Below are 17,194 nucleotides of genomic sequence, written 5' to 3' on the forward strand. Positions count from 1 at the left end.
CATGGCCCTTCTTGAAATTGAAAACCTCTCCGTTGAGTTTCCAACCCGTGCCGGGACAGTCTATGCTGTTGAAGGCATGACTATGAAGCTTGATCAGGGTGAAATCCTTGGTGTGGTCGGTGAATCCGGTTCGGGTAAGAGCATGACCATGCTGGCCCTGATGGGGCTTGTCCCGTTCCCCGGAAAAATCCGTGCTGACAAGCTCATGTTCAATGGTCACAATTTGCTGACAATTTCCGAACGTGAACGTCGCAAAATCATTGGCAAGGATGTTGCCATGATTTTCCAGGAACCAACAACCAGCCTTAATCCGTGCTTCACGATTGGTTTCCAGCTTGCTGAAACTCTCAAGTTCCATGAGGGTATGAGCAGCAAGCAGGCCCGTAATCGTGCGATCGAGCTTCTGGAGCAGGTGGGTATCCCGGCTCCTGAAGGCCGTCTGAAGGCATTCCCCCATCAGCTGTCGGGCGGTATGAACCAGCGTGTCATGATTGCCATGGCAATTGCCTGTAACCCGAAGTTTCTAATTGCCGATGAGCCGACCACTGCGCTGGATGTGACTATTCAGGCGCAGATTCTCAATCTGCTGACATCATTGCAGCGTGACCGCAACATGGCCATGGTCCTGATTACCCATAACATGGGCGTTGTTGCAGAGACTGCGCACCGAATGATGGTGATGTATGCCGGGCAGATTATGGAAGAGGCTACAGCTTCTGATCTCTTTAACAGGCCTCAGCATCCTTATACCAATGCATTGCTGGCAGCGCTGCCAGAACGTGCTGTTGGCGGACGTCTGGCAACCATTCCGGGTGTTGTCCCCGGTCTTGCTGACCGGCCAAAGGGATGCCTGTTTAGCCCGCGTTGTCAGTTTGCGACAGATCGTTGTGTTGCTGAAAGGCCTGATCTGTCCCTGTGGCAGCATGGAAGTCTGCGCTGTTTCTACCCATTGGGGGATGCGGAACGCGAACAGAAAATTAAGACCGATCACCTGATCGGAGCGGAGGCAAATCAGTGAGTTCTCCCGTAGTTGAAGCAAAGAACCTTAAACAGGTTTATGAAATTAAACGCGGTATGTTCCGCGCTTCTGACCATCTTCAGGCTGTTGGTGGTGTTTCCTTCGCTATCGAAGCAGGTAAGACATTGGCTGTTGTTGGTGAATCTGGGTGCGGTAAGTCAACGCTCGCACGTATGGTTACACTGATTGAGCACCCGACATCGGGGGAACTGATCCTTAATGGTATGGATGCGGTTCATCCCAAGCCTTCTGAAAAGAAAACCCTGCGTCAGATGGTGCAGCTTGTGTTCCAGAACCCTTACGGCTCACTCAATCCACGTAAGAAGATTGGCGCTATTCTTGAAGAGCCACTGATTATCAATACCAAGCTGACTGCTGCCGAGCGTCGGGAGCGTGTGCGCGAGATGATGGTTAAGGTTGGTTTGCGGCCTGACTATTATAACCGTTATCCGCATATGTTCTCAGGTGGGCAACGCCAGCGTATTGCTATCGCCCGGGCCTTGATGCTTTCGCCCAAGCTTGTTGTTGCGGATGAGCCGGTATCTGCGCTCGACGTTTCCATTCAGGCGCAGGTGCTGAATCTTCTGGCTGATCTGCAGAAAGAGCTTGGGCTTGCCTACCTCTTTATCTCGCACGATCTCGGCGTTGTTCGCTATATCGCAGATGATGTGCTTGTCATGTATCTGGGGAATGTTGTCGAGCATGGCCCAAAGGAAAAGATCTACGCTAATGCGCTGCATCCCTATACGCAGGCACTGCTGTCATCGACCCCTACTGTGACAGATGAAAAGAACGAGCGGATTATTCTGAAGGGTGAATTACCATCTCCTCTGAACCCGCCATCCGGTTGTGTCTTCTCAACACGTTGTCCTTTTGTAAAAGACCGCTGCCGGGCAGAGCGTCCAGCCTCGCGGGAAGTCGATGGACGCAGTGTTGCCTGTCACTTTGCTGAGGATTTTCTCAGTAAGTAGTATTTTTTACTTGCACAACAGACATCCTCCGCTACATGCGCAATACATGGTGGCGTACGTTTTGGTGCCCGCATCAAACTTATGCCGGTCAATTGCTGCAATTTATATATAATGGAGACCACATTGGAATATTTCAGTTTTCTGACTGATCCTCAACTTCTCGGTGCATTAGTAACACTCGCTGCCCTTGAGATTGTGTTAGGCATCGATAACGTTGTTTTTATCTCTATTCTTGTTTCAAAACTCCCAGAAGAGCAGGCCAAAAGAGCGCGGCAGATCGGTCTGGGGCTTGCCTTGGTCTTCCGTATCGCACTGTTGTTTGTCCTGTCCTGGATTATGAAACTGACGGCACCTGTTATCAGTTTCAGTGACTATAACTTCTCATGGCGTGATATTATTCTGCTTGTTGGGGGTCTGTTCCTTATCGCCAAGGCAATTCATGAAATCCATAATTTGATTGAAGACGATCATGAAGTCTCAATTGGTGACAAGGCCAAGGCCGCATTTTCATTCATTATCATGCAGGTCATTATTATCGATCTTGTCTTCTCCGTTGACTCAATCATTACGGCTGTTGGTATGGCGCAGGATATCCGTGTGATGATTGCTGCCGTACTTGTTGCTGTTGCCGTAATGTATATGGCATCAGGCCCGGTTTCAGACTTCATTACCAAGCACCCAACGACAAAAATGCTGGCTCTCGCCTTTCTGATCCTTATTGGCGTTGCATTAGTCGCAGATGGTTTTGGAGTCCATATTCCACGTGCTTATGTTTACTCATCAATGGCTTTTGCCGGTATTGTTGAGTTTTTCAATGTACTTGCCTCAAACAAACGTAAGGCAAAGAAACGGAATGATGCAGTGAATTAAGCAAAAAAAACGCGGTCCTTAAAGGACCGCGTAAAAGTTGCCGACCCGTGGGGGCAGAAATAGGTCGGATATCTACATTAACGCTGAAAAACTAATTTTGTTCCAGCATAATTTTAAGAAAATAACTCAGACTTTCTAGTCATACCAAAAGGTATGAGCATATTTATTGAGTTATGTATTCAGTGTTCCGAGCGCTGATTCCCTGATGTCTGGCCACCTTTCCTTCCAGCTGAAGAGGCAAGACCACGGTCTTGGGAAAATGAGCGCTTTTCCGCAGGAACGCTGCGGCCACCTTTACTGGCAATGGCGCGTTGACGTTCTGCAGACATGGAAGCAAAACCGCGTTTAGATGTTCCATTCTCCGTTGGCATTTCTTTCCTCCCAAAAATCAATTCTGTCCAAACAACAATTTTGAACTGTGAAGGTTCCCGATGGATAAGATATGCAGTAGATTGTTCCTTAGTTTGAATGGCTTCCCGGTAAGTACTCTGGGCAGAATAGGGGATTGAAGTAATGGCCAGTTATGACGACAATAATATTTTTGCCAGAATTATGCGTGGTGAACTGCCAAGTCATAAGGTTTATGAGACTGATAAAGTTTTGGCGATTATGGATCTGATGCCACAGGCTGATGGTCATATTCTGGTTATGCCGAAGTCAAAAGCCAGAAATATTTTTGATGTTGAACCTGCTGTTCTAGCTGATCTGATGAAAGAAGTTCAGTATCTGGCAAAAGCTGTCAAACAGGCCTTTAATGCTGAAGGTGTCTTAATTCAGCAGTTTAATGAGCCTGCTGCTGGTCAGACAGTCTATCATCTCCATGTTCATATTATCCCACGCAAAGAGGGAAGTGTCATGAATGGGCATGGAGCTGATATGGAAAAGGCCGAGGTTCTGGCTGCGAATGCCGAGAAGATCAGACAGGTCTTACAGGGATAATCTCTATCGTTTGAAGATAGATTTTCCTGCTGTGTTTTCCAAAATTCAGCAGGAAATTATGCTGGGGTCAGAGATTGAATAGAGTGTTTGTTCGAAAAGAAGGTGTTGGGTCTATTGCACGCATAATCCAGCACCGTGAGCTTCTGATGAAACAGGTCATTATGGAGGCTCCCAGTCTCATTCAGGTTATCAGCGGTTCAAAGATTGTTCGTTGGGCCACGAAGGAAAGGGTTGCCCATTCCGGGGAGATAATTGCCCTCGAAAGTGGTCAGGCGTTAGATGTCATTAATGTGCCGGATGATAACAGTAAGCTTTATGAGGCCAAGCTCATATCTTTAGACGCCGATGCTGTGTTCAAGTTTTCAGAACAGGATGCAACCAGCAAAGCTATCTCCTGTTTGTATCAGGTCACAGCTCCTTCAATATCTTTTCAAGATGCTTTTAGTCGTGCTTTTGAAGCTATTGCAGACGAGAGAAGTATTCCCGCAAGCGCCGCATCTGCGCGGGTTCAGGAAGTACTGGCATGGCTAGACAAAAATGGTGGGTACTTCAGAAATAATAAAATTCATACTGTAGAGCGGCGCGTCCGTTTCCATATTTCAGCGGATATCCAATCCCAATGGACTGCTCAGCATATTGCCAGTAAACTTGGTTTCAGCGAAGCAACCTTACGCAGAAAACTTGCCGAGGAGGGGACCTCCTTCAATAATACGCTGATTGATGTGAGGATGTCGCGTGCATATACCTTATTGCAGGCAACCGATATGCCAATAACGCAGATTGCATTTGAAATTGGGTACGATAGCCCGTCACGTTTTTCAGCACGGTTTCGAGATCGTTTTGGTTATAGTCCTTCAGTTGTTCGCGCAGCGTCTTGAGCAGAACAGCCTCAGAATGATCGAAATGGCATATTGATTGAGCGCTTGCGATAAGTAACGGGCTGATAAGTGCTGTATCCCTTCTATACAAAGAAGGGATCATAACATGTTCAAAAAAATCTTATTTTACGTTTCTTCTATGCTGGCCGTCCTTGTTGTTAGCCAGACAGTATATGCGCAGGATTTTACCTTGATGGTAAAAGGCGAAAAGAATGCGCATTTTGGTGAAGAAAACATACTCAGTTCATCTTATAATTTTGGCTGTTCAGGCGGAAATCTGTCTCCAAGAATTTCATGGAGCGGGGTTCCAAAAGAGACAAAAAGTTTAGTTCTGACGGTATATGATAAAGATGCTCCGACAGGTATCGGTTGGATGCATTGGGTCGTGATCAATATTTCACCGGATCAGAAGGAACTGCCTGAGGGGATATCTTTAGATCGCAGCAAGTTGCCCCAGGGAGCCATGCAGACACGAACTGATTATGGAAAATCCGAGTATGGTGGGCCATGCCCGCCGCAGGGCCGGAAGCATGAGTATATTTTTACTTTGACAGCTCTCGATATCGAACGTTTGCCAGAAATAGTCACTGAAGAAACAAGCCCGGCTATGGTTGGCTATTTCACAAAAGCCCATGCTATTGGCGAAGCCAAAACATCAATCTGGTATTCTCGATAATCAGCCATAAAAGAAGAGGTGGTTTTCAAACCACCTCTTTTTTCGTCAGTATTTTAATCAATGGTACGGGTCTGCCGCATCACGTAAGCCATCGCCCATAAAGTTGAAGGCGAGAACAACAATAATGATCGGCACTATGGGTAAGAGAAGCCATGGGTAAAGCTGGATAGAGGCAAGGTTCTGCGTATCTTTAAGCAGAACGCCCCAGCTGATGATGGGGTCGCGTAAGCCAAGTCCCAAAAATGAAAGCGCTGTTTCCCCGAGGATCATTGAGGGAATGGAAAGAGTTGCCGAGGCAATCAAATGGCTCATGAAGTTGGGAATAAGGTGACGCAGGATAATACGCTTTTTCGATGCGCCATTCAGTTCGGCAGCTTTGACAAAATCCTCTTCCCGTAATGCCAAAAGCTTTGAGCGCACAGGTCTTGCCAGTCCAGGCCAGTCAAGCATTCCCAGAATGATCGTAATACCAAAGAAAATAAGCAGAGGACTCCAGCTTGGCGGGAGGGCGGCTGACAGGGCCAGCCAGAGCGGAAGCTCTGGTAGTGAACGTAATATCTCAATCATGCGCTGGACGACATAATCAACCCAACCACCGAGATAGCCAGCCAGTCCACCGAAGAACAGCCCAAGAGCGAAAGAGACCGTGATACCAATCAGGCCGACGGTGAGCGAGATACGTGCGCCATAGATTATGCGCGAGAGAAGATCATATCCGCGTCGGTCGGTGCCAAGCAGGAACATGGTCCCATTCTCTGGCCCGCAGACAAGATGGATATCGGTTTTAACGAGACCCCAGAATTTATAGCTGTCACCACGACAGAAAAATCTGATGGGTTGGGGCTGGCTTTTATCAGTCTTGTACTCAATGACAAATTTGTTTTCATCAAAGGAGTACGTATAGGGGTAAACGAATGGGCCAACGAATTTACCCTCATGAAACAGTTTTAGCTTCTGGGGTGGGGCATAGATAAAGTCATCATTGGACCTATGCGCATTGTAAGGGGCAATGACTTCTGCAAAAGGCACAAGCGCGTAGAAAAATACAAGAATCCATACAGCAATCATTGCAAGCCGATGGCGCCGGAATTTCCGCCAGATCAGCTGCCATGATGACATGCTTGCCAATGTTTCATTGTCATTGAGTGATGGTTCGCTGAGCCCCGGATCAAAAGGAGCTGCGTCGACAAAATGGGGTGTCTTTGCTTTGCTATCCGTCATCTGGAGCGCCCTCCAAGACGAATGCGTGGATCCAGCCATGCCAGCAGGATATCTGATATCAACATGCCAACGACAGTGAGGAAAGCTGTAAATAGCAGGATGAAGCCGGCAAGATACTGATCCTGCTTCATCAGTGCTGCAAGCAGAATTGGGCCAACGGTTGGCAGGCTCAGCACAAGAGATACCAGAACAGAGCCTGATACAAGATGGGGTAGCAGGTTACCAATATCGGCAATGAATGGATTAAGTGACATTCTGAAAGGATATTTCAGAAGGGCACGGACAGGTGGCATGCCTTTTGCTTTGGCTGTTGTGTAATATTGCTTGTTCAGCTCATCCAGCAGATTGGCGCGCATCCGCCGGATCATTGCAGCTGTTCCGCCGAGGCCAATCACGATTGTCGGGACAATCAGGTGACTGATGAGTGATTTAAATTTTGGCCATGTCCATGGCTCGCCATAGAAATGGGCATCATAGAGGCCACCAATGGATATGCCGAGCCAGCGGTTACAATAGAACAGCAAAATAAGTGCCAGCAGGAAACTGGGAACTGCGAGACCAATATAGCCAATGAAGGTTGCGAGATAATCACCTATTGAGTACTGGCGCGTTGCTGAATAGATCGCGATAGGAATAGCAACAACATGCACAAAGACGACAGCTGCCAGATTGACCGCAAGCGTCAGCCATAAGGCATCACCAACAACTTCACGAACGGGACGTTCATACTCAAATGACCACCCCCAGTCGCCTTGTAAAAGACCTGAGAACCCATTAGGCCCCGGCCATGCGCCCAGCCAGATCAGATATTGCTCCCAAACGGATTTATCCAGCCCATACTCTTTAATCAGAAAGGCTGCTTTTTCAGCTGATGCCCCTTCACCCTGTGCCCTGAGTTCCGCAATCTGGTTTGTCAGATAATCGCCGGGCGGCAACTTGATGATGAAGAAGACAAGAGCTGAGATAATCAGAAGTGAAACGGCCATTGTCAGAAGACGACGAATGAGAAAACGGATCATCGGTTTCCTCCCTGCCGTCTTTCGGCGGTTGCCCAGAAAAATTCATCCATACGGTATACGCCGATAAAGGATGTTGGAGCCCATGAATAGAATGCTTTCTCAGGAACATTGGCGAGGTTGTTCTTTACAACGATAGGGTGCAGAGAGCCTGCAACTGTTCCGATGCTCCAAAGGTTATCAGCGTGGTTTTCAAGTATCTTGAGCCATATTGCCTGACGGCTTGGCGTATCTTCAGCCGCCATCCATTGTTCGTAGAGTTGTGCAAGTTCTCTGGCTTCCGGAATATCAATCGGTTCGCCACTGTTGCCTTTGGTTTCGATATATTGGCCCCACTTAGGCCACGCAAGATTATCCTGATGCATAGGCACAAGCTCGGTTGGCGGGGTCAGGGCATTGGGGATGGCGTTATCGAGGCCAACACTGGCAGACATGATTGTTTGCCCTGAGTAGGAGCGGTTGTTCAGAATTGCACGGTCTTGCGGTTTGACGATAAGTTTGATGCCAAGATCTTGCCAGAACTCACCAATCAACGCGAGGCCATCGGCCATTAACAGCTGATCACCATCAAGTTCAACAGTAATGATCAGCGGACGGCCATCTGGCAATATCCGTAATCCTGTACTGTCCGAGCGTTTTAATCCAAGTTCATCCAAAAGCCGGTTGGCTTCATCCGGGTCATAGGAGCTGTTGCGATATCGGAATTCGTCCCGATAAAGCGGTGATTTTGAGATGACAGTATTATTGCCCTCCCGGCCTAATCCGTAGAGCAGAACCATGTTGATCGTTTTGCGCTTGATGCCAAGTGATAAGGCACGCCGAAAGCGGACATCTCGGTTAAGTTTTCTGAAAACCGGGTCAGAACAGTTGAGGTTTGGATAGAGTGCCAGCTCAGAGCCTCGCGCAACACGCCATAATCTCGTTCTGTAATCTTTGACCTTTTCCCCTTCCTTCAGGACGGGGATGTCGCGCATCGTCAATCCACGGAACAACAGATCAACTTCACCGGCATTGGCCTTTGCTGCCATCAGTCCGGGAGCGGAGATGTCAAAGATCAGACGATCGACATAGGGAAGTTGTACACCCTTATAATCAACCCGATGATAGTAAGGGTTGCGCTCAAAGTAATAACGGTTGGCTGGAGCGTAGGTTACAGGCTTCCATGGCTGAAGCGTTGGCATATCCGGATCACTCAGATCGTACATTGTATCCATACGATTGAATAACCCCGCCCAGGATTTCAATTTCTGCTGACGGGCGACAACATCCAGAAGTTTCTGGTCAGTATAGCTGGCATGAAACTGTTTCAGATAATGTGCCGGGCGGTAGATAAACGGATCGCGTGGGCTTGCTAACTGAGGCAGAAAGCGCGGGTTTGGCTTATCCCATGTGTAGCGGACTGTATATTGATCAATAACTTCAAAACGTGGGCCCCTTCCGTCAATCAGCATAAACTCTGGAGGGCCAACCGGGGAGATTGAGCTGTTATTGGCTATATCTTCCCAGTAGAATCTGAAGTCTTCAGCAGTGAAGAAAGACCCGTCTGACCAGCGGTGTCCCGGACGAATATGGAAGGTGAAAACCCTGTCATTTTGATTATCAACTGACTGGAGAATGTCAGGATAAAGGTCAAAATTCTCATCCAGCCCGACAAGGCGGGTGTAGCCGATTGCTGATTGATAACGAATATCACGTGCACGTGCGACAATAGTAACAATATCGCCGCCCGGAATACCGAATAATCGCCCTTTTGCATTGAGGTCGACAACCAGAGGTTCCTTAGGCATACGCTGCTCAACAGGAAGCAAGGCGTGGTCTGCAACTTTTGCCTGAAAGAACGGCACTTCCCGATAAGGAAGATGCTCGGCTGCATGAAGTGCGCCGCAGACAAGCAGTGCGGATAGGGTTGCCAGAACGGTACTGATAATCTGTGCGTATGTTCTCATGCTGCAACCACCCCGGCTGCCGTATTCATACGTACAAAATGTTCGTGCTCAAGCTCGTGCATGCTACCGATTTCTTGTTCACGAAGACAAAATGGTTCTGGCCAGTTTTTCGGATCAGACAGGTTTTCTGAACGTAATTTAGTGAAATCCAGAGGCCGGTCGATATCCGGTTCCGGGACAGCTGCCAGCAGGGCTTGCGTATAAGGATGAACCGGATTGCTGAAAAGCTTTTCTTTGGGAGCCTGTTCAACGATCAGACCACGATACATTACAGCAATGGTATCAGCAATATAGTCAACGACCGCAAGGTTATGGGATACAAAGAGATAGGATAAGCCCAGAGCCTTCTGGAGATCTTTAAGCAGATTGAGAACCTGTGCCTGTACGGAAACATCGAGTGCAGAAACCGGTTCATCACACAATAGCAATCTTGGTGAAAGAGCTAAGGCTCTGGCGATGCCAATACGCTGTCTTTGGCCTCCTGAGAAAGAGTGTGGATGGCGCTTAAGGCTTGAAGCTGGCAGGCCGACAATATCAAGCAGATATTTGGCCCGTTCTAGCCGCTCATTCTGAGTCCCCCAGCTATTGATGGTCAGTGGCTCTGTCAGTATTTCACTGACTGTCATGCGGGGATTAAGTGAAGAGAAGGGATCCTGAAAAACAAACTGAACTGCTTTACGGTAAGATTGCAGATCCTTGCCTTCAAGGCTGTTGACGTCAAACAGATTAAACCCGTCGTTATAGAGAATGGTGCCGCCATCATTTGGCAGGGCACGGGCAATCATTTTTGCAACCGTTGTTTTACCGCAGCCGGATTCTCCAACAAGACCAAGAGTTTGGCCTTCCGGAATAGAGAGACTGACACCACGCACGGCCGTTAGGGTTTTTTCTTTTCCTCTGAACCAGCCTGATCGTGACGTGTACCGTTTAACAAGGTTCTCAACCTTGAGGATGGTATTGCTTCCATCAGAAGAAAGCTCACCGGCCGGGACGTCCAGTGTCTTGACTTCCCTGATCGGCTGGAGCCGCTCGCCCGGTTTCATTGAGAAACGTGGAACGGCCCGTAACAAAGCCTTCAGATAGGGATGTTCCGGGTTTTTGAAGATATCTTCACGAGCGCCAGATTCAACAATACGCCCACGATACATGACGGCAACTTCATCGGCCATATTGGCAACAACGCCGAGGTCATGGGTGATTAACAGGATTGCCATACCGGTTTCATCCTGCAACTCACGCATCAGCTCAAGTATCTGGGCCTGTGTTGTTACATCAAGAGCTGTTGTCGGCTCATCGGCAATCAGAAGGCTTGGTCGGGTAATGAGGGCCATGGCGATCATGGCGCGCTGACGTAATCCGCCGGAGAGTTCGAAAGGATATGCTGATAACAGGCGCTCAGGATCAGAAAATCCAACCCGTTTAAAGACATCAAGCGTTTTGGCAATTGCTTCTTTCTTGCTGCATTTCGAGTGCAGTAATAGAGCTTCGCTGACCTGATCTCCAACCGTATGTAATGGCGAGAGTGATGTCATCGGCTCCTGAAAAATCATTGCAATGCTGCCACCACGCAACGCATTCATTTGTGGGGACTGTGCACCGATCTCGACAATATCAACGGGCTTACTCCCCGGGGGCGTATAGAGTATTTGCCCACGGTCAATAAATGCCTTTTTGGGAAGAATCTGCAGGATGGCTTGTGCTGTAACAGATTTACCGGAGCCCGACTCTCCAACAAGAGCAACTGTTTTACCAGCGGGAATTGAAAACGATATGCCGTTGATCGCGTAAGCAGAACCACTGTCGGAAGTAAAGCCGACCTTTAAATCCTTTATGTCCAACAGCATATTGTCCATAATCCATACCTAACGCCCATACATATAACACCAAAACCCAATGGGGCTGAACTACTCTTTGCAGCTTGTATTCTGCTGGTTAACAACTCCTGTCAGTTCTGGATAATGCCTGTGACAGATAATCCCTAACATCAATGAAATTAATCACTTCACACATCTTAAGATAATTGACGAGGCTTTCTGTAAATTCCCAGATTGCACCATCATGCACCAGATGGTGGGTCAGAAGGCCAATTGGCTCGTCACTGTGTCCATCCAAACGATATTGGATTGCTGAGATGATAGTCTCAATGATGGTATCTATAGGCAAGAGGCTTCGCCCGGCATGCCATGCTATGGGGTCAATATGTGTATTAATCTGAAAGAGACCATCTGACCGTAGGGGGGCTTGCCTGTTTCCAAAAGTTGAAAGTCCCTGAAAACCAATGCCTCTGAGCTGATCTGTCAATTCCGGACTAATCCGGTTCCAGGGGGGGACAAAGATAGGGCAGAGCTGCTCTGGCGTTGCCATATTTCGTAAGTGTTGAAGACCAGATTGTAGCTCGGTGCACATCAGTTCAAGCGGTCTGTGAGCTTTGAATTCTGCTTTTTTTTCATCTGCCGGTGCGTGATTAAAATGCGCAAAGCCATGAACCAGTAATGAAGCCTGAGGATGCTTTTTAACTTGTGTAATAAGAGATTTTTGAAGACCCGTTGGGATTGCTGCAATGGCAATCGGGAACCGGGCGGCCTTGCTGATTGATAGCAAGTGTTCCAGGGCAGGGGATTGCGTAACAGCATCATCATCTCGCCACCAGAATGGGATGATGACCTTTTGTGCCTCTGCTTCTGCCAGTATGTTTTCAAGACGTGAGAAAGGCATGTCAGTAACGCCCTTTAACAAGGTTCTCAATTACCAGAACACTTTGACGGGTGCCATCAAGATTAATTGAAGGACGTATTGGGGACGTGACGCGTGACAGAATTTCATGAACCTGCTGTTTCAGGGTTTCGGGTGATAATTCAGTCTCTCGCAGAAGATCAGCATAGCCCCTGTTCTGCAGGGTTGTTGCCCGGAGAAGCTGTTCTGTTTCACTGCCTGCCTCAAATGGAACAAAGAGACGTTCAATAGGGAAACTCAGAACATCAATTGCCGTATTGTATCCGCATTGGCTGATGGACAGGCGCGTTTTTGAGAGAAGGCTTCTGAAATCTGATCGGGCGCGCTCAATGGTGACATTCCCGGCGGCTTTATGGGTGAGAGCGTTAAAGGTATCTTCTGGAACAGCATTCCCGATTAAAAGGTGCCAGCTATATGGGGTGTCACCTGCGCATTCCAGGGCCGCATGGTAGAGCTTGAGGCCGGCGGCACTTGAGCCTCCAGATACAGTGACATCATAGGTCTCCGCCTCTGACTCGTTATCTTCGGCAATATTATCAATGTACCCGGTGTAATGCAGGAAGGGGTGTAATCTCTTACTGACTGGCCAGCTTTCCTCTAGCGGGATAAGGGTATCGTCGCCGTGAATGAGTACGCCATCATAAAGGGAGGAGATCCGTTCTTCAGTTTCCTCAATGCGTTCAGGTTTTGAAGGTGAGGCGAGGATATCGCGAATTGATGAGAGAATAACGGCCTGTCTGTCTTGAGCTTTCAGGGTTGTGATTGCAGAAATAAATTCATGTGCCAGAACACGGCGTCCAAATGGAAACAGTTCAGTGATCAGGACATCCGGCTCGTCTTGCCTGATTGATGTTTCGATCAAAGCTGTGCGCTGTGCAAGAAATGCTTCAGTAGCCGGTTGTCCGTCGGACATCAGCAGTTTTGTAAAGGCAGTTCCTTCAATTCGGACAGATGGCAGCTGCATAAATTTGTAGGCAGTATGCTTGAGAAGCTTATTCGGCATGCCTCCTGAAATCAGGGTAACATTATGCCCCTTCTGCGCACAGGCCTCAGCCAAGGCAGCTGCTCGTGTCAGATGGCCTGCACCAAGCAAATGAGTGACCAGAATGGTAATGGACAGCTTGTTCATCTGGCTGCCCCGATAAGTGGTGTTAATGCCGTTTTCAGGAGCTGGGCAGTTTGCTCAAGTGTGCGTTCTCTCCTGATAAACTCGCGTGCGTTTTGTGAAAGAGTCTGGCGTTTGTCAGGGTTGCCTATCAGGCTGGTGATTATTGATGCAAAATCATCGATATTATCACCTGAAACCAGAATACCGGTTTCTTCATTCAAAACGGCATCAGCTACACCGCCATTGTTAAATGCCACAATCGGACAGCCAAAGGCCTGCGCTTCAAGAAAGACCATTCCGTAAGCCTCATTCAGAGCCGGCCAGACCATAAGATCAGATGTGCTGTACAGGCTTGCAAGAGTAGCCTTGTCTTCAATTTCTCCATGCCAGTGTATCCGTGAGCCAAATTGAGCAAACAGATTATGCACGTCGTAATGAGCTGGCCCGTCGCCAACCACATCCAACTGCCATGGAAAAGATACTTTCTGAAGAGTATGCGCAAGTTGCTGATAAGATGCCAGCTTATCGCCTTTTCGCATCATTGCGACGGTCAGCAGTTGTGCTGGTTTATCCGTAGTAAAGGCTCGTGTTTTCGGTTCTTTCGGCCATACAGATAAATCAAGAAATGGAGGGAGATACAGTACTTGCTGATGAGCAGGTTTATGCTCTGTTAGCGATAGGCTGTCACGACGGGTCAGAGCAAAGATAATATCGGCCTGATCCAGAGCCTCTTCTGCGCCCTGATGGGCTAATGCCCATGGACCGTTAGCCCGTTTTGATGCCCGACTCCCTTCTGCAATGACATAGGGAATATTAAGGGCGCGGGCGACATGTGGGCCGATCCAGTCCGGAGATTTGTAATAGACGTGGTAGCTGAACCAGAGTGACGGAATGTTGCCGCTTTTATGAAATGCTGCAACGAGATCCTCAGCTTCACGAATAGCGAGTTCTTTGAGTTCTGCTTGACGGGCAGGAGTGCCCGACGGCTCAAAACTGCGAAGTTTTGAGACAATATTCGTCTGAAAGCCGGTTGTCTGGAGAGCTGATAGCAGAAGCTGTGCCATTGTTCTGTCCCCGGAAGGAACCGGGTGATCAGGAGATTTCATGGGAGCATAGAAAGCGATATCAGTCATCTTACTATGCTCAATGACTGTCGTACGGTTTGGCTGAAAATAGCTGTTGGAATTTATCTTCCATAATATCAATGCCACCATCCATGGAGAATTCACTCCGAAGACGCTTGTAGGCAGCTGTTCCCAGTTTATGACGTCTTGCCGGATCACGTGCCAGCATATTGATGGCATTGGAAAGGTTCCCCCAATCCGAAGGTGGAGTCAGAACACCTTCCTTGCCATCTCTGATGAACTCAGGAATGCCCGCAAAGTTACTGGCGATGATTGCCAGTTTCTGCGTTGCCGCTTCCATCAATACATTTGGCAGGCCATCCTGATCACCGGATTTTGCCTGCTTTGAGGGAAGGACAAACATATCGGCTTCACGAAGTAGCGTGATGATATCTGTCTGGTTCTTGGGGCCCATAAAGATAATTCGTTTGTCGATCCCGTTATTGCGAGCCTGCTGCTTTAAAGCTGCCAGCAGCTCCCCTCCGCCAACATGGACGAATTGCCAGTGAAGATTTTTTGGCAAGGCTGCCAGTGCCTTGATGAGATCATCAAAGCCTTTTTTCGTAACGGCACGTCCAACGGACATAATACGTACCGGGTTGCTGGCATCTGAACCATCACGATCTGCCCGTTTTTTCGGCGCGTCGGGAAATCTTGAAAGATCGAGGCCGTGATAGACAAGAGTAACCTTGTCATCTCCATCAGTAAGAGAGTTAAGATACTCTGCGCCCTGTTGTGTGCAGGTTACCCCCCAGGCAGCACTTTTGATCTTTTCTCTTTTTTCCCATTCCGGCGTTGTCCAGATATCCTTGGCATGGGCCGAGAATGTCCACTGACGGTTGGTCAGAATGGCAGTGTAATAGACAACAGAGCCCGGTGTATGCAGAAAATGGACATGAAGATGTACCACGGATGGTGAGAGCTCGCGACCAATAACCATGGCCTGCCCAAGGCGTCGGATGCGGTTTGCTGTTGGCTCTCTTTTATAATCACGCCAGAAGGTTTTGATGAGCTTTGCGAAGCCAGGTTGGCGCAGAGCCCAGAAAGCGCCTGCAAGGACTCTGAAGGGTGCCTGATACAAATATTCCGGTAAATAGAAGACCGGAGATTTGATCGCTTTATGCATGGGATGAATGGATGGGTCGGTCGGGTGGCGTAACGACCATATATCTAGCGGCCAGCCCCTTTGTTCGAGAGCTAATATCTCCTGTGCAATGAATGTTTCTGAAAGCCGTGGGTAACCTTTCAGGACAATTGCGATTTTCTTCTTTGTATTCTCCGCCATTGGATGTCCGTTACTCTGCTGCGTCTTGCGCAGATTCACGTTTTAACTGTGGCAGAAGAGAAGATACACGTTCCTCAATACGTGCCAGCCCATCAAGGAGCCCCGGTATTGTGGCTTCTGATGGCTTACCCTGTGTTGAGAGCCGCTCAAGAGCCTCAACCATGATGTGCGGGTCTCTGATGCCGTCATCGTTAAGGTGACGGACAAGGCCAAGACGCTCACTGGCAACTGCTCTGATATGCTGCTCAAGTCGTGGCTTGGTGCGTGGAATGATCAGCGCCTTTTTGTCGAAAGAGAGAATTTCACAGAAGGTATTATAACCACCCATGGCGACGACTGCTTCAGCGCGCTGCATCAGAACTTCAAGCTTGTTGTCAAACAGAATGGCATCAAGACGTGGGAATTTTGCAATTCTTTCAAGGAATGTTTTTTGCAGGCTTCGGTTTATAAACGGGCCGAATACGAGCAAAGTTGACAGGTTCAGGTCAGGCTTGGCTTCATAGGCAGAGATGACCCAATCAATCAGATCAGCGCCATCACCCCCGCCGCCGGTTGTCACAAGCGTGAATGGTTGCTTCACAATGCGCGGATAGTTTCTGGGAATTCTGATCTCGGGCATATCCCGGTTGAGATAGCCCGTATAATATACGCGCTTCTGAACATCTTCTGGAAGATTCAGAGCTGCTAGGGGCTCATATATATCCTTCAGACCGTAAACCCAGATTTCATCGTAATACTCAACCAGTGCTTTAACGGCACCTTTCCGCTCCCATTCAGGAATAAGCAGTGCAGGCTCATCAAGAATGTCGCGTATTCCAAGCACAAGCCGGCAGCCTTGCATACGTGCCTGTTTAAGGGCCGGAATAACCTCGCCATGAAAACCGGTTGGCTCTTTGTCGATGATCATAATGTCTGGTTCAAAAGACTGAACCGTTTCAAGAATCAAAGACTGCCGTAGCTGAACTGCATCTTCTAATGAAGTGTTGAGATGTAAGGAGCGGTAATTGCCATTTGTCAGCTTGGTCACGCCGGGAATACGGATATAGTCCACACCCTGCATAAACTCGAAATTGCCGATAATCGGTGAGCCTGAAATAATCAGAATAGATGAATCTGGCCATCTTTGAACAAGTGCATTGGCAATGGCCCGAGAGCGCCTCAAATGGCCTAATCCAAATGTATCATGACTATAAAGAAGGATACGCAAGCGTAAAATCCTGATGCTAATTTAATTGATTTTGGCAATACCAAGTTACAGGGAGATATTTCTTCCAACCATGTTAGGCAACGTGCGCTTTTGCTCTTTTAACTCCACTTCATACGGCTTAGCTACTTTTTGAACAACAGAGAAATTGATATAGAGGATTCCAGCGCAGGGTGATAAATGTTTCTATCTGCAAGGAACATTC

The 17,194-nt window shown here is 48.3% G+C and carries 16 protein-coding genes; 6 read left to right on the plus strand and 10 right to left on the minus strand.

Features of this window, described 5'->3' with window-relative positions:
- Position 1 precedes the first annotated feature (1 nt).
- The 3 genes from WJT86_RS02805 to WJT86_RS02815 all read left to right on the plus strand — a co-directional run bounded on the left by WJT86_RS02805 (position 2) and on the right by WJT86_RS02815 (position 2,859).
- Complete coding sequence (locus tag WJT86_RS02805; protein WP_346335967.1) at positions 2 to 1,018, plus strand: ABC transporter ATP-binding protein; 1,017 nt, start codon at positions 2 to 4, stop codon at positions 1,016 to 1,018.
- Positions 1,015 to 1,989, plus strand: coding sequence for a peptide ABC transporter ATP-binding protein (locus WJT86_RS02810; protein ID WP_346335968.1), 975 nt, complete (start codon positions 1,015 to 1,017; stop codon positions 1,987 to 1,989). Before WJT86_RS02805 ends, WJT86_RS02810 begins: the two co-directional genes overlap by 4 nt.
- 123 nt (positions 1,990 to 2,112) lie before the next feature.
- A complete protein-coding gene (locus tag WJT86_RS02815) occupies positions 2,113 to 2,859 on the plus strand; it encodes a TerC family protein (RefSeq protein ID WP_346335969.1) in 747 nt (248 codons plus the stop codon).
- A gap of 179 nt (positions 2,860 to 3,038) precedes the next feature.
- On the opposite strand, the gene WJT86_RS02820 is transcribed toward WJT86_RS02815, so the two are convergent.
- Complete coding sequence (locus WJT86_RS02820; protein WP_346335970.1) at positions 3,039 to 3,230, minus strand: KGG domain-containing protein; 192 nt, start codon at positions 3,228 to 3,230, stop codon at positions 3,039 to 3,041.
- A 142-nt stretch (positions 3,231 to 3,372) separates the two neighbouring features.
- Here WJT86_RS02820 and WJT86_RS02825 point away from each other — a divergent pair, with 142 nt between their 5' ends.
- The 3 genes from WJT86_RS02825 to WJT86_RS02835 all read left to right on the plus strand — a co-directional run bounded on the left by WJT86_RS02825 (position 3,373) and on the right by WJT86_RS02835 (position 5,352).
- On the plus strand, positions 3,373 to 3,798 hold the full coding sequence (locus WJT86_RS02825) for an HIT family protein (RefSeq protein WP_346335971.1): 426 nt from the start codon (positions 3,373 to 3,375) through the stop codon (positions 3,796 to 3,798).
- An 83-nt stretch (positions 3,799 to 3,881) separates the two neighbouring features.
- A complete protein-coding gene (locus tag WJT86_RS02830; RefSeq protein WP_346336287.1) occupies positions 3,882 to 4,676 on the plus strand; it encodes a helix-turn-helix transcriptional regulator in 795 nt (264 codons plus the stop codon).
- Positions 4,677 to 4,782: 106 nt separating this feature from the next.
- The gene (locus tag WJT86_RS02835; protein WP_346335972.1) at positions 4,783 to 5,352 is read left to right on the plus strand and encodes a YbhB/YbcL family Raf kinase inhibitor-like protein; all 570 of its coding nucleotides are present in this window, start codon (positions 4,783 to 4,785) and stop codon (positions 5,350 to 5,352) included.
- Between the two features lie 57 nt (positions 5,353 to 5,409).
- Here the strand turns inward: WJT86_RS02835 and WJT86_RS02840 are convergent, their stop codons facing one another.
- From WJT86_RS02840 to WJT86_RS02880, 9 genes are all read right to left on the minus strand, one after another.
- On the minus strand, positions 5,410 to 6,573 hold the full coding sequence (locus WJT86_RS02840) for an ABC transporter permease (RefSeq protein WP_346335973.1): 1,164 nt from the start codon (positions 6,571 to 6,573) through the stop codon (positions 5,410 to 5,412).
- Positions 6,570 to 7,592 (minus strand): ABC transporter permease, encoded by a 1,023-nt coding sequence (locus WJT86_RS02845; RefSeq protein WP_346335974.1) that lies wholly within the window; start codon positions 7,590 to 7,592, stop codon positions 6,570 to 6,572. Before WJT86_RS02845 ends, WJT86_RS02840 begins: the two co-directional genes overlap by 4 nt.
- Positions 7,589 to 9,535, minus strand: a complete 1,947-nt coding sequence (locus WJT86_RS02850) for an ABC transporter substrate-binding protein (RefSeq protein WP_346335975.1) — start codon at positions 9,533 to 9,535, stop codon at positions 7,589 to 7,591. The genes WJT86_RS02845 and WJT86_RS02850 overlap by 4 nt, the downstream gene beginning before the upstream one ends.
- The gene (locus tag WJT86_RS02855; RefSeq protein WP_346335976.1) at positions 9,532 to 11,388 is read right to left on the minus strand and encodes an ABC transporter ATP-binding protein; all 1,857 of its coding nucleotides are present in this window, start codon (positions 11,386 to 11,388) and stop codon (positions 9,532 to 9,534) included. Before WJT86_RS02855 ends, WJT86_RS02850 begins: the two co-directional genes overlap by 4 nt.
- A 79-nt stretch (positions 11,389 to 11,467) precedes the next feature.
- Positions 11,468 to 12,250, minus strand: coding sequence for a polysaccharide deacetylase family protein (locus WJT86_RS02860; RefSeq protein WP_346335977.1), 783 nt, complete (start codon positions 12,248 to 12,250; stop codon positions 11,468 to 11,470).
- A 1-nt stretch (position 12,251) separates the two neighbouring features.
- On the minus strand, positions 12,252 to 13,397 hold the full coding sequence (locus WJT86_RS02865; protein WP_346335978.1) for a glycosyltransferase family protein: 1,146 nt from the start codon (positions 13,395 to 13,397) through the stop codon (positions 12,252 to 12,254).
- Positions 13,394 to 14,509, minus strand: a complete 1,116-nt coding sequence (locus tag WJT86_RS02870; protein ID WP_346335979.1) for a glycosyltransferase family 4 protein — start codon at positions 14,507 to 14,509, stop codon at positions 13,394 to 13,396. The genes WJT86_RS02865 and WJT86_RS02870 overlap by 4 nt, the downstream gene beginning before the upstream one ends.
- Positions 14,510 to 14,519: 10 nt before the next feature.
- Positions 14,520 to 15,785: a glycosyltransferase family 4 protein gene (locus WJT86_RS02875; RefSeq protein WP_346335980.1), complete on the minus strand. Its 1,266-nt coding sequence runs from the start codon at positions 15,783 to 15,785 to the stop codon at positions 14,520 to 14,522.
- Positions 15,786 to 15,795: 10 nt separating this feature from the next.
- Complete coding sequence (locus WJT86_RS02880; protein ID WP_346335981.1) at positions 15,796 to 16,992, minus strand: glycosyltransferase family protein; 1,197 nt, start codon at positions 16,990 to 16,992, stop codon at positions 15,796 to 15,798.
- Positions 16,993 to 17,194 lie beyond the last annotated feature (202 nt).

It is taken from the genome of Hohaiivirga grylli (assembly GCF_039655745.1).
GTDB classification, from domain to species: domain Bacteria; phylum Pseudomonadota; class Alphaproteobacteria; order Rhizobiales; family Beijerinckiaceae; genus Hohaiivirga; species Hohaiivirga grylli.